Source organism: Cellulomonas sp. T2.31MG-18 (genome assembly GCF_964266755.1).
In the GTDB taxonomy this organism is placed as follows: domain Bacteria; phylum Actinomycetota; class Actinomycetes; order Actinomycetales; family Cellulomonadaceae; genus Cellulomonas.
The window spans coordinates 620,926-633,374 of sequence record NZ_CAXWGW010000001.1 but is presented as its reverse complement, the minus strand read 5'-3'; the positions used below and the strand labels follow the sequence as shown (position 1 = coordinate 633,374).

The following is a 12,449-nucleotide window of genomic DNA, read 5'->3' as shown; positions in this document are numbered from 1 at the left end:
GTCCGGCTCACGACGCGCCCCGGCGCATCCACTGCTCCGGCCCGGCCGCCTGGCGAGCCTGCCGGGCGCGCGCCGCCTGCTCGTCCAGCAGCGCGGCCGCCGCCTGCTCGGTCAGGTGCTCCGCACGCGGCGACACCGGCCCGGGCGTGGAGTGCACGACGAAGGTCGCGACGCCGAGCGCCCGCTGGATCGGCCCCTGCCGCACGGCCAGCGACTGGGTGCGCTCGTGCGGCACCACCTCGACGGAACGCCACCACCGGCCGGAGCGGACCAGCAGCGCCCGCTCCGTCACCAGCACGCCCCGTCGCCGCCAGCCGATCGGGTCCACCCAACGCGCGGCCCGTGGCGACGGCGTGAACCCGCCGTCGTCGCCCCTGCCGGTGAACGCGGCGTCGAGCACCGCCTGCGGGTCCGCGACGCCGAGGTCCGGCAGCACCAGCCACAGGGCCGTCATCGCCTCCTGCCGCGTGGCGACGGGGTGCAGCACCGCCTCGTTCTCCCGCTCCTTGGCCTCCGTGCCGTAGCCGGCGACGTTGATCTGCACCCGCCACCAGTCGCGAGACCGCCACAGCAGCGGCTGGTGCAGCCGGACGGCCTGCACCCGGCCCGGCGGGACGGTCTGCGTGCGGGTCTCGGTCAGCCCGTGCCGCAGCCGGATGCCGTCCGGGGAGATGGCGGCGCGGAACGTCGCGGCGCCGTTCAGCCGGGACCACACCCAGCTGACGGCGCCGAGCACCGCGGGCAGCACGCCGAACGCGGCGTCGATGCTGTCGCTCACGACGATCGTGACGGTGATGGCGACCACGCCCAGCACCAGCCAGACGGTGCCGCCGGACAGCAGGATCGAGCCGAGCAGCCGCGGCATCGGCAGCTCGTACACCTGCTGCTCCGGTGCGGGTGCGAACCCCGGGGCAGTGACAGGGGCCGGGACAGAGGCGGGGCCGAGCGCCCGGGGCACGGACGGCACGGTGGACGACGGCGGCAGCGGGGAGCCGGGCACCATCGGCACCGTCTGCGCGTCGGGCACGGCCGAGGGCGGCGGTGCCGACGGCCGACGCAGGCCGGCCGCGAGCGCCAGCAGCTCGGCGCGCAGCGCATCGGCCTCGTCCTCGCGCAGGAACGACAGCGACACCGCGGACCCGTGCCCGCCGGCCACCTCCAGCCGCAGCTCCGACAGGCCGACCAGCCGGGCCAGCAGCGGCTGCACCACGTCCACCGCCTGCAGCCGGTCCAGCCGGGCCTGCCGCTGCTGCCGGAACACGATGCCCTGCCGCAGGTGCACCGCCTCGTCCGTGACGGCGAACCGCATCGCCCGCCACGCAAACGCCGAGTACACCAACGTCACCACGGTGACCAGCACCAGCACGCCGACCAGCGCCAGCCACGTGCGGCCACCGAGCACGTGCGCGAGGTTGCGGACGTTGTCACCGGCCTGCGCCGCGAAGATCGCGAGCACGGCGACCAGCGCCTTCCACCCGCGCAGCAGCGGGGTGATCGGGTGCACCCGCCGCCAGGCGTAGGAATCCTCGCCGACGGCTTCTGCCGTGACGGGGGCCGGGCCCGCGGCGGGCGGCGTCTCGGCGGCGCTCACAGGCCCGCCAGCCGGGCCTCGCCGCGCGAGGCGAGGCGGTCACGCAGCCGTGCGGCCTCCTCGGGCCGCAGACCGTGGATCGAGGCGTCGGTGTTGGGTGCGGCGGTGTGCAGCTGGACGGCCGCGATGCCGAAGCTGCGGTCCACCGGTCCGGCGTTCACGTCGACGTACTGCATGCGGCCGTAGGGCACCACGACCAGGGTCTTGAACATGATGCCGCGGCGGATCAGCAGGTCCTCCGCCCGCTCGGCGTAGCCGACGGCGCGCACCTGCCGCGGCACCAGCCATCCGAGCCACACCCCGACCGCCAGCACCGCGGCAGGCGCGATCCACACCGCGGCCGCCCCGGTGAGGACCGCCCACACGACGCCCGCGACGAGGAGCGGGACGAGGACGATCGCCGCGACCGTCAGCCGCGCAGCGGCCAGCCGTGGGGAGACGGGTGTCCAGACGATGTCCGCCGGCTGGAACAGGGCGTCGGTCGAGACAGGGCCGGAGCTGGTCATGAGGCCATCCAAGCATCGGCCGCAACGCCTGCGGCCGGGACCTGCGCCGGTCCGGGTGCCGTCGGGGCCGGTGCCCTGATGTCGAGTCGGCGCCCCGACGTCAGCTCGGCGACGGGTCCGGCTCCGCACCGCCGGACTCCTGGGGCTGCTCGTCCTGCGGTGGCGGGATGCGGCAGAACCACTCCACCACCAGGCCGACCACCGCCATCACCAGCGCGCCGCCCGCGGCGACACCGGCCGCAGCCGCCCGAGGTCCGCTCCCGGGCAGGTCCCGGGAGAGCAGCAGCGCCGCCAGCTGACCGCCGTACCAGCCCACCAGCAGCGCGCCGGTGTAGCACGCCGCCTTGGCCAGCACCGCGGTCCGTGCCGCCCGGATCGGGTCGAGGTCCGGCCGGTGGCCGCGCAGGAACTGCCGCACCGCCCAGCCCATCGAGAACACCACCGCGGAGATCAGCAGCTCCACCACGGCCACCAGCCACGGCACCGTCGGCATGCCGGGTCCGCGGCGGGACAGCTCCGTGGTGAGCAGCGCGGCCAGCACCCCGACGACGAGCGCGACGAGCAGGAGGCTCTGCCAGCGGGTCCGCCGCATCACGGACCCCACGGCCACGCGGGTCCCGCGTCGTCGTCGGCCTGGTCCTCGTGGGGTGCCGCCGCGGGGGCCGGGGTCGCGCCGGGTGCGTGCGCCGGGGCTGCGTGCGCCGATGGCCCCTGCGCCGCGGGGCCGTGCCCGGAGACGTCCAGCGACCCGGTGTGCTGCACCGGCGCCGTCAGCCAGTCGAGGGCCATCCACCGCACACCGTCACGGTCCGGTGCGGTGTCCGCCAGCTGGGCGACGGGGCCGCCGCCGAGGCCCGGCAGCACGGCGGTCGGGTCCACCTGCGCCCACGGCTGCAGCACGAAGGCACGCTGGTGGGCACGCGGGTGCGGCAGCTCGAGGTCGTCCGTGACGGCCAGCACCGAGCCGTACACCACGATGTCGAGGTCCAGCGTGCGCGGGCCCCACCGCTCCAGCCGCACCCGACCGTGCCGGTCCTCCAGCAGCTGCAGGGCGTGCAGCAGCTCCCGCGGCGCGAGCGTCGTGCGGGCCAGCACCACCGCGTCGAGGTAGTCCGGCTGCTCCGGACCGCCGACCGGTGCCGTCCGCGCGAGCGGCGAGACCTTCACCACCTCGAGGCCGGGCAGCTGGCCCAGCTCGGCGACCACCTCGCGCAGCGTCTCCTGGGACGGGCCGAGGTTCGAGCCCAGGGCCAGCACCACGTCGACCGGCGCCGCCGGGCGCTGGTCCAGCGCGTCGCCGGGCGCAGCGGCCGCGGGCACGGGCACGGGCACCGGTGCGGCCGGCGACTCCGGTGCGGCCGGCTCGGGTGCGTCGGCCGGCGTGCGGGGCAGGACCGTCGTCTCGGAGACGTCGTCCGGCACCGCCATCACGGGCTCCCACGACGGCACGGCGACCGCTTCGGAGCGCTCGGCCGGGACCGCGGCCAGCTCGGCCGCACCCATCCCAGGCACGGCCACGGCCGGCATGGCGGCCCCGGGAACCGCGGCACCCGGCGCCGTGGTGCCGGGCAGCATCGCGGCCGCCAGTGCGGCGGCCTCGGGACCGACGATGTCGGCGAACGTCGGGATCTCGAGCGGTGCGCTCGGTGCGTGCGGGGCGCGCGCCGAGGACGGTGCGGGCAGCGTGACGCCGGCCGGTGTCTCGGCGAGCGGCAGGGGCGCCGTGCGCGGGTGGGCGTGGGCGGCGGCACGGGTCGCGGCGCTGGCGGTGGGCGGCTCGCCCGTCCCCTGCTGCGCGCGGTACGGCTCCGCGGCGGGCAGCTTGCGCCGGTCCCGGTGGATCTCGACGACGACGTCGCCGAAGGGCACGGTGATCGGCGCCTGCGGCTTGTGCACCGCCACGTCGACGGCCAGCACGCCCGGGTGGGCCAGCACGGTGGCGGCGATCCGCTCGGCGACCGTCTCGATCAGGTCGGCCGGCTCGCCGGCGAGCACGGCGTGCACCTCCTGCGCCAGGCGGCCGTAGTCGACGGAGTACGTCAGGTCGTCCCGCGCCGCGGCGCGGCGCGTGTCCAGGTGCACGACGACGTCGGCCAGGAACTGCTGACCGTCGCGCCGCTCCTCGGGCAGCAGCCCGTGCCGGCCGGTGGCTGCGATCCCGGTCAACCGGATCCGGTCCAGCTCGCGCCCGGCCTCGTCCACCACCGGCTGCTCACCGCTCACCGCGGGCCTCCTACCGTCTCGTCGTGCACGTCATCGTGCCCGATGCCGTTCCTGCCACCGCCCGCGGCCGCGCGCCACGCCGCGGCGACCCGCACCGCATCGGCCGAACCCCGGGCCTCGTGCACCCGGACGGCCCACACCCCCGCCGCCGCCGCGAGCGCACTGATCGCCGCCGTCGCCCCGTCGCGTTCCGCGGGAGGTACCGGCTCGCCGTCCGGCCCGGCCAGCAGGTGGCCGAGGAACCGTTTGCGGCTGGCGCCGACCAGCACCGGGAAACCCTCGGCCTGCAGCACGTCGAGGTGGGCCAGCAGCGGCCAGTTGCTCGCACCGGCCTTGGCGAAGCCGAGGCCCGGGTCCAGCACCACCTGCTCGTCCCGCACGCCGGCGGCGCGCAGCTCGGCCAGCCGGGTGCGCAGCTCGGCCAGCACGTCGGCGACCACGTCGTCGTACCGGTCGTGGGCGTCCATCACGTCGGCGTGCCCGCGCCAGTGCATCGCCACGTACGCGACGCCGGTGCGCGCCACCAGCGCCGCCATCTCCGGGTCCGCCAGGCCGCCGGACACGTCGTTGACCAGCAGCGCGCCGGCGTCCACCGCCTGCTGCGCCACCACCGCCCGCGTGGTGTCCACGCTGACCGTCGCACCGTGCGCCACCAGCTCGCGGACCACGGGCAGCACCCGGGACAGCTCCTCCTCCACCGGGACCCGCGGGGCGTTGGGCCGCGTGGACTCGCCGCCGACGTCCAGCAGGTCGGCACCGTCGGTCAGCAGCTGCAGGCCGTGCGCCACCGCCGAGGAGGTGGTGAACCAGCGTCCGCCGTCGCTGAAGGAGTCGGGCGTCACGTTGACGACGCCCATCACCAGCGTCCGGTCACCGTCACCGAGGTGCGCGAGGGACGCCGGGCCGCTGCGCGCGCCGGTGCTCACGGGCGTCACCCTACGCAGGCCGGTGCACGGGTCAGCGACCCAGCACCAGGGCCATCGCCTCGGCCCGGGTCGCGGCGTCGCGCATCTGACCGCGCACCGCGGAGGTGACCGTGCGAGCACCGGGCTTGCGGACCCCGCGCATCGACATGCAGAGGTGCTCGCACTCGAGCACCACCATCACGCCACCGGGGTTCAGCACCTCGACCAGGGCGTCCGCGATCTGCGACGTCAGCCGCTCCTGCACCTGCGGGCGGCGGGCGTAGACCTCCACCACCCGGGCCAGCTTGGACAGGCCGGTGATGCGACCGTCCGTGCCGGGGATGTAGCCCACGTGGGCGACGCCGTGGAACGGGACCAGGTGGTGCTCGCAGGTGGAGTACACGGCGATGTCGCGCACCATCACCATCTCCTGGTGACCGGCGTCGAACGTGGTGGTCAGCACGTCGCGCGGGTCCTGGAACAGGCCGGCGAACGTCTCCCGGTAGGCGCGGGCCACCCGCGCGGGCGTGTCCAGCAGCCCCTCGCGGTCCGGGTCCTCGCCGACGGCGATCAGCAGCTCGCGGACGGCGGCCTCCGCACGGGCGGCGTCGAACGGCCGCACCGCGCGGCCGCCGTCCACCAGCGGACCGATCACCGAGCGCTGCTCGGGCGTCTCGTCGTCGGCCAGGTCGTCCTCGACCGGTGCACCCACGGCGCGGTCGGCCATGTCAGAGGCGCCCGGTCGTGTCGGTGGGGCCGGGGGTGTCCGGCGTCTGGTTCGGCGGCACCTCGACCACCTCGACCGGCGGGTGCTCGTGGGTCGCGGCGGCGGCCTCGTCCTGCGGCACCACGTCGTGACCGTTCAGCGCGGCCCTCTCCGCCGCCGTCATCACGGGTCCGCGCTCGGACACCGCGCGCTCCTCGCTGGACAGCCACACCTCGCGCGGCTCGCGCTTGACGACGTCGTGGAACACCTCGCGCAGCTGCTCGGCGTTCAGCGTCTCCTTCTCCAGGAGCTCGAGCACCAGGCGGTCCAGGACGTCGCGGTACTCGACCAGGATCTCCCACGCCTCGTCGTGCGCCTTCTCCATCAGCGCGCGGACCTCGACGTCGATCCGGCTGGCGACCGACTCGGAGTAGTCCCGCTGGTGGCCGACGTCGCGGCCGAGGAACACCTCGGACGACTCCTGGCCCAGCTTCACCGAGCCGAGCGAGGCGCTCATGCCGTACTGCGTGACCATCTTGCGGGCCACCTCGGTGGCCTTCTCGATGTCGTTGCTCGCACCCGTGGTCGGGTCGTGGAACACCAGCTCCTCCGCGACGCGGCCGCCCATGGCGTACGCGAGCTGGTCGAGCAGCTCGTTGCGAGTGGTGGAGTACTTGTCCTCCGTCGGCATCACCATCGTGTAGCCGAGGGCGCGGCCGCGGGGCAGGATCGTCACCTTGGTCACCGGGTCGGTGTACCGCAGCGCCGCCGCCACCAGGGCGTGGCCGCCCTCGTGGTAGGCGGTGATCTTCTGCTCCTTGACGTTCATCACGCGCGTGCGCTTCTGCGGGCCGGCGACGACGCGGTCGATCGCCTCGTCCAGCTCGCGGTCGCCGATGATCTTGGCGCTGGAGCGGGCGGTCAGCAGGGCGGCCTCGTTCAGCACGTTGGCCAGGTCCGCACCGGTGAAGCCGGGGGTGCGGCGGGCCACCGCGGTCAGGTCGACCGCCGGGGCCATCGGCTTGCCCTTGGCGTGCACCTGCAGGATGTGCTCCCGGCCCTTGAGGTCCGGCGGCTCCACCGACACCTGGCGGTCGAAGCGGCCGGGGCGCAGCAGCGCCGGGTCGAGGATGTCCGGCCGGTTGGTCGCCGCGATCATGATGACGTTGGCGTTGACGTCGAACCCGTCCATCTCGACGAGCATCTGGTTCAGCGTCTGCTCGCGCTCGTCGTGCCCGCCGCCCAGGCCCGCACCGCGGTGCCGGCCGACCGCGTCGATCTCGTCGACGAAGATGATCGCCGGCGCGTTCTGCTTCGCCTGGTCGAACAGGTCGCGCACGCGGCTGGCGCCGACGCCGACGAACATCTCGACGAAGTCCGAGCCGGAGATCGAGTAGAACGGCACGCCCGCCTCACCGGCGACCGCGCGGGCCAGGAGCGTCTTGCCGGTACCGGGCGGGCCGTACAGCAGCACGCCCTTGGGGATCTTGGCGCCGACGGCCTGGAACTTGGCCGGCTCGGAGAGGAACTCCTTGATCTCCTCGAGCTCCTCCACCGCCTCGTCCACGCCCGCCACGTCGGCGAACGTCACCTGCGGCGACTCCTTGTTCACCAGCTTGGCGCGCGACTTGCCGAAGCTCATCACCCGGTTGCCGCCGCCCTGCATGTTGGACATGAGGAACCAGAACGCGCCGAGGATCAGCACGAACGGCAGCACGAGGGACAGCAGGCTGCTCCACCACGACGAGACGGCAGGCCCGTCGGACGTGTAGCCCTTCGGCAGGTTGGCGCTCTGCACGGCGTCCACCACGGTCGGGCCCTGCGGCGCGACGTAGAAGAACTGCACCTGCTTGCCGAAGTCGTGGTTGTTCTTGTTGAAGTCCTGCGTCAGGGTCATGTCGACGCGCTGGGCGGTGTCGACGATGCGGACCTGGTCCACCGTGCCGCCCTTGAGCAGCGCCAGACCGTCCGAGGTGTCGATCCGCTGGACGGTGGGCACCCGCAGCGCGCTGAACGCGAACACGATCAGCAGCAGGGCGATGACGACCCACACGACGGGTCCGCGGGCGAGGCGCTTGAGATTCATGGGCGATCGGGGCCGGGCCCCTCATCCTCCGGGTCGCAGGGCTGCTGGCCTCGACGGTACATGGTGAATCTGACGGTCCCGCGGCCCGGTCCGCCCTGTTCGCGCAGGGCTCAGCGCCCTCAGCGACGTCTCAGCCGGTGTCTCAGCCGGCGTAGACGTGCGGCGCCAGGGTGCCGACGAACGGGAGGTTGCGGTACTTCTCGGCGTAGTCCAGGCCGTAGCCGACGACGAACTCGGTGGGGATGTCGAAGCCGACGTACTTGACCGGGACGTCCACCTTCAGCGCCTCCGGCTTGCGGAGCATGGTGGCGATCTCGACACTGACCGGTCCGCGCGAGCGCAGGTTCGACAGCAGCCAGGAGAGGGTCAGGCCGGAGTCGATGATGTCCTCGACGATCAGCACGTGGCGGCCGGTCAGGTCCGCGTCGAGGTCCTTGAGGATCCGGACGACGCCGGAGGACTTGGTGCCCGAGCCGTACGACGAGACCGCCATCCAGTCCATCTGCACGGGCAGGTGCAGGCGGCGCACCAGGTCCGCCATCACCATCACCGCGCCCTTGAGCACCCCGACCAGCAGCAGGTCCTTGCCGGCGTAGTCGGCGTCGATCTGCGCCGCGAGCTCGTCCAGCCGGCCGTGCAGCTGCTCCTGCGTGAGGAGCACCCGCTCCAGGTCGGCTCCCATGTCGGCAGCGTCCACCGCGGCTACTCCTGTCGTGAAGGGGAGGGGGATTCGGTGAGGACGAGCCTGCCACACTCCCGGACGCCGACCATCCCGCCGGGCAGGTGCACGGGCCCCTGCCCGTGCCAGTCGACGAGCAGCGCGTCGAGCGCCAGGACGTGGAGTCGCGTGACGGAGCCGGGCGGGCAGCCGGTGCGCAGCGCCGCCGCGTGCAGCGCGGCCCGCCGGACGCCGGGGACGGCCGCCGCGAGGGTCTCGGCGTCCCAGCCGGCCGTCGGCACCCCGCGGGACGCCGCCTCGGCGAGCAGCCGGTCGGCGAGCTCGTCGACGGCGTCCGCCTGCTCGCGCAGCTGCTCGGCGGTCCGTGCGAGGGCGGGCACCACCCCGGGGCCGAGCACCCGCTCGGCCGCCGGCAGCAGCTGGTGCCGCACGCGGCTGCGGCGCGGGCCGTCCGGCGCGGCGGCATTGGTTGGGTCCTGCCACGGCAGCAGCCGCTGGGCGGTGCACGCCGCCGCGGTGTCGGCGCGGCGCAGCTGCAGCAGGGGGCGGCGGAACGGGCCGCGGCGCGTCGGCATGCCCGCCAGCGACCGGGCGCCGGACCCCCGTGCGAGCGCGAGCAGCACGGTCTCGGCCTGGTCGTCGAGGGTGTGGCCCAGCAGCACCGCCGCGGCACCGGTGCGTCGCGCCGCCTCCTCGAGCGCCGCGTACCGGGCGTCCCGCGCCGCGGCCTCGGGCCCGCCGGGGCCGTCGACGGTGACCGGGACCACCAGCACGGGATCCAGCCCCAACCGGCGGCACTGCTCCGCGGCGCGCGTCGCCACCGTGGCCGACCCGTCCTGCAGCCCGTGGTCCACCACCACCGCACCCGCGCGCAGCGGGGGCACTCCCCCGGCCTCGTCCACGTGGCGCGCGGCGCGTCCGACGACGAACGCCGTGCCCGCCGCCAGCGCCAGGGAGTCGGCACCGCCGGAGCACGCGACCAGCACCAGCGAGCCGGCCGGGAGGTCCGCCAGCTCGCGGCTGACCGCCAGCCGCACCGCCGCGACGGCGGCCGAGGGCCCGGTCACGCGCTCAGGGCCGGACGCGGGCGACCCACGCCGCGGGGTCGGCGATCTCGGCAGCCGTGGGGAGGGTGTCGGCGGACGTCCAGACGGCGTTGAAGCCGTCCGTGCCGACGCGGGCCCGCACCCCGCGGACGAAGGCGGCGCCCTCGCGGTACTGCGCCAGCTTGAGGTCCATGCCGAGCAGCCGGCGGAGCAGCCGCTCGAGGCCACCGGCGGAGGCGCTCGCGTCCCGGCGGGCCTCGAACGCCGTCCGGATCCGGCCGACGGTCGGCACCACCGCCGGCCCGACCTCGTCCATGGTGACGTCGGCGTGCCCCTCGAGCAGCGCCATCACGGCGCCCACCTCGTCGAACACCGCCCGCTGCGCCGGCGTGAGCAGGCCGAGCACCCCACCGCCGCGGCCGCCCGCCAGCGCCCGGCCGATCGCCTCGAGCAGCTCCTGCGCCTCGAGGCGACCGGTGCCCGGTGCGAGGTCGCCGAGCAGCTCCTGAGCCCGGTTACGCAGGTGGTCCGTCAGCCACGGTGCCGCCGCGAACTGCAGCGCGTGCGTCAGCTCGTGCAGGCACACCCACAGCCGGAAGTCGGCCGGGTCCACGCCCATCGCCGTCTCCACCGCGAGCACGTTGGGCGCCACCAGCAGCAGCCGGCCCTCGGCCCCCGAGAACGGGTCGAACTGCCCCAGCACCTTGCCGGCCAGCAGCGCAAGCACGCCCCCCACCTGCGCCGCGGCGGCCTGCCGGGCGGCGGCCGGCACGACGACGGGGCTGCCGTCGGCGTGCCGGGACAGCGGGCCGAGCAGCGACGCGAACACCTGAGTGTTGGCCAGGGCCCAGCGCGGACGGTCGACGACGAGCACCCGCGCGAGCTGCGCCGCCGGCCGGCCGTCCGCCGGACGCATGCCGGTGGTGTCCAGCACCGGGGCACCGGCGCGCGCCGCCGCATCGCGCAGCTCCGCGACCAGGGCGGTCAGCTCGGCGCGGTCGGCGGTCGGTCCCGGGGGCGCCAGACGGCCGGCCACCCGGGCGGCGGCGCTCCAGTCGACCGGGCCCGCGGCGTCGTCGTCCACCATGACGCTCACGCTAACCCGGTGCGGCGCCGGGCCGGCCGGGACCGCGTCAGCGACAGCCGCACGCCGCGAGGCCGCTGACGAAGGTGTCGAGCGCCCGGCGCGGCGGGTCCTGCCCCACGGCACCGGTCTGGTCGGCCAGCACCGCGAACAGCAGCTGGCGCCCGTCGGCGGTGATCACCGTGCCGGCCAGCGAGGTCACGTTCGGCAGGCTGCCCGTCTTGGCGCGCACCAGGCCGCGCGCGTCGCTCTGCGTGAACCGGTCGAACAGGGTGCCGGTCAGGCCGGCGATCGGCAGCTGCGTGGCGACCTCCGTGAGGGCCGGGTGCGAACCGTCGACCATGAGCTTGAGCAGCCGCACCAGCAGGGTCGGCGGCAGCGCCGAGCCGGCCGCCAGACCGGAGGCGTCGACCAGGTGCGCGCCGTTGACGTCCACGCCCAGCGTCGAGACGGCGTGCAGCACCGCCTGGGTGCCGCCCTCGAAGCTGCCCGGCAGCGTCTGGTGCAGCGCGACCAGGCGCGACACCACCTCGGTGATCGTGTTGTCCGAGCTGTCCAGGAAGTAGCCGACCACCTGGTCCAGCCGTGCCGACCGCACCTCCCCCAGCACCCGGCCGTTGGCCGGCGCGGTGCCGCGGGACGGCGCCCCCTGCACCGTGATGCCCGCCTCCGTCAGCCGCTGGGCCAGGACGTTGGCGGCGTTCATCGTGGGGTCCGGGAAGCGGACCGAGTACTCGACCTCGGGGTGCACCCGTGCGTCGTGCACCGCGATCGGCGTCACCGGGGCGACGAACCCCTCGGACAGGTAGCTCGGGTCCCAGCCGGGGGACGTCGCCGGACCGCTGAACAGCGAGTCGTCCACCGACAGGTGGACCGTCGTCGTCCCGGCCAGCTTGAGGTCGCGGGCCACCTGCGCCGCCAGGTCGCCCAGGCCGGCGTGCCCGTCGACCGCGTTCGGGTCGCCCGCGCCCGGCGCGAGCAGCATGTCCCCGCCGCCGACCAGCACGATGGAGCCGCCGGCGCCGGCGACGACCCGGGTCGGCAGCGTCGACGCCGGGTCCAGGGTGCCGAGGGCTGCGGCAGCCGTGACCAGCTTGGCGGTGGACGCCGGCACGTGCGGGCTCGCCGAGTCGTGCTCCGCGATGACGTCGCCGCTCGCGGCGTCCGTGACCAGGACCCCCACGCTGGGCCCCACCCGCGGGTCGGCGGCGAACGCGTTCACCGCGGCCTGCACGGCGGCCGTCGACGGCACGGGGGCCCCGGTGTCCAGGGCGCGGAGCGGTGCGAGGGACGCCGGGATCGCCACCGGCAGCAGGGCACCGGGGGCGACGGGGAACGGCGAGGCGGTCGGCCCCGGCGGGGCCAGGGTCAGCACGCCCGGCACCACGTCGTACGCGTCGGCCGTCACGTACGCGGCTCCGGCGAGGACCACCACCAGGATGCTGGTGCCCACCACCCGAGCCGTCCTGGCCATGCTCTCCCGTTGCTCCCGTACGCCGCAGTCACGGCAGCGGTCACGGCCGCTGCCACGGCACCGCGCCTCGGGGCGGGCTGCCCGCCGCCGGTGCGTCAGACTACTGTCCTAGAGCCGGGGCGCCACGGCGCCGCGCGACGACTTGTGCA

Annotated in this window: 11 protein-coding genes; all 11 read right to left on the bottom strand. The window is 75.3% G+C overall.

Annotation, left to right across the window (positions count from 1 at the left end; genetic code table 11):
- Window positions 1-7: 7 nt before the first annotated feature.
- Window positions 8-1,591, bottom strand: coding sequence for a PH domain-containing protein (locus ACFQTY_RS02885; RefSeq protein ID WP_378097020.1), 1,584 nt, complete (start codon window positions 1,589-1,591; stop codon window positions 8-10).
- Entirely contained in the window at window positions 1,588-2,097 is a 510-nt protein-coding gene (locus ACFQTY_RS02880) for a PH domain-containing protein (RefSeq protein WP_378097017.1), read from the bottom strand. Before ACFQTY_RS02880 ends, ACFQTY_RS02885 begins: the two co-directional genes overlap by 4 nt.
- Window positions 2,098-2,197: 100 nt before the next feature.
- Window positions 2,198-2,707, bottom strand: a complete 510-nt coding sequence (locus ACFQTY_RS02875) for a DUF3180 domain-containing protein (protein ID WP_378097014.1) — start codon at window positions 2,705-2,707, stop codon at window positions 2,198-2,200.
- Complete coding sequence (gene folK / locus ACFQTY_RS02870) at window positions 2,689-4,320, bottom strand: 2-amino-4-hydroxy-6-hydroxymethyldihydropteridine diphosphokinase (RefSeq protein ID WP_378097011.1); 1,632 nt, start codon at window positions 4,318-4,320, stop codon at window positions 2,689-2,691. Before folK ends, ACFQTY_RS02875 begins: the two co-directional genes overlap by 19 nt.
- The gene (gene folP, locus ACFQTY_RS02865; RefSeq protein ID WP_378099077.1) at window positions 4,317-5,177 is read right to left on the bottom strand and encodes a dihydropteroate synthase; all 861 of its coding nucleotides are present in this window, start codon (window positions 5,175-5,177) and stop codon (window positions 4,317-4,319) included. Before folP ends, folK begins: the two co-directional genes overlap by 4 nt.
- A gap of 100 nt (window positions 5,178-5,277) precedes the next feature.
- On the bottom strand, window positions 5,278-5,952 hold the full coding sequence (gene folE, locus ACFQTY_RS02860; protein WP_291758277.1) for a GTP cyclohydrolase I FolE: 675 nt from the start codon (window positions 5,950-5,952) through the stop codon (window positions 5,278-5,280).
- A gap of 1 nt (window position 5,953) precedes the next feature.
- A complete protein-coding gene (gene ftsH, locus ACFQTY_RS02855; protein ID WP_378097007.1) occupies window positions 5,954-8,017 on the bottom strand; it encodes an ATP-dependent zinc metalloprotease FtsH in 2,064 nt (687 codons plus the stop codon).
- A gap of 142 nt (window positions 8,018-8,159) precedes the next feature.
- Window positions 8,160-8,714 carry a hypoxanthine phosphoribosyltransferase gene (hpt, locus tag ACFQTY_RS02850; RefSeq protein WP_378097004.1) on the bottom strand — a complete coding sequence of 185 codons (555 nt, stop codon included), beginning with the start codon at window positions 8,712-8,714 and terminating at the stop codon, window positions 8,160-8,162.
- Window positions 8,715-8,719: 5 nt separating this feature from the next.
- Window positions 8,720-9,763 carry a tRNA lysidine(34) synthetase TilS gene (tilS, locus tag ACFQTY_RS02845; RefSeq protein ID WP_378097001.1) on the bottom strand — a complete coding sequence of 348 codons (1,044 nt, stop codon included), beginning with the start codon at window positions 9,761-9,763 and terminating at the stop codon, window positions 8,720-8,722.
- A 4-nt stretch (window positions 9,764-9,767) separates the two neighbouring features.
- Window positions 9,768-10,829 (bottom strand): zinc-dependent metalloprotease, encoded by a 1,062-nt coding sequence (locus ACFQTY_RS02840; protein ID WP_378096998.1) that lies wholly within the window; start codon window positions 10,827-10,829, stop codon window positions 9,768-9,770.
- 46 nt (window positions 10,830-10,875) lie between these two features.
- A complete protein-coding gene (gene dacB / locus ACFQTY_RS02835; protein WP_378096995.1) occupies window positions 10,876-12,300 on the bottom strand; it encodes a D-alanyl-D-alanine carboxypeptidase/D-alanyl-D-alanine-endopeptidase in 1,425 nt (474 codons plus the stop codon).
- Window positions 12,301-12,449 lie beyond the last annotated feature (149 nt).

Bases quoted from the DNA above. Each gene is read 5' to 3' on its own strand.
- ACFQTY_RS02880 (WP_378097017.1), bottom strand. From the start codon at position 2,097: ATGACCAGCTCCGGCCCTGTCTCGACCGACGCCCTGTTCCAGCCGGCG.
- folP (WP_378099077.1), bottom strand. From the start codon at position 5,177: ATGGGCGTCGTCAACGTGACGCCCGACTCCTTCAGCGACGGCGGACGC.
- folE (WP_291758277.1), bottom strand. From the start codon at position 5,952: ATGGCCGACCGCGCCGTGGGTGCACCGGTCGAGGACGACCTGGCCGAC.
- ftsH (WP_378097007.1), bottom strand. From the start codon at position 8,017: ATGAATCTCAAGCGCCTCGCCCGCGGACCCGTCGTGTGGGTCGTCATC.
- ACFQTY_RS02840 (WP_378096998.1), bottom strand. From the start codon at position 10,829: ATGGTGGACGACGACGCCGCGGGCCCGGTCGACTGGAGCGCCGCCGCC.
- dacB (WP_378096995.1), bottom strand. From the start codon at position 12,300: ATGGCCAGGACGGCTCGGGTGGTGGGCACCAGCATCCTGGTGGTGGTC.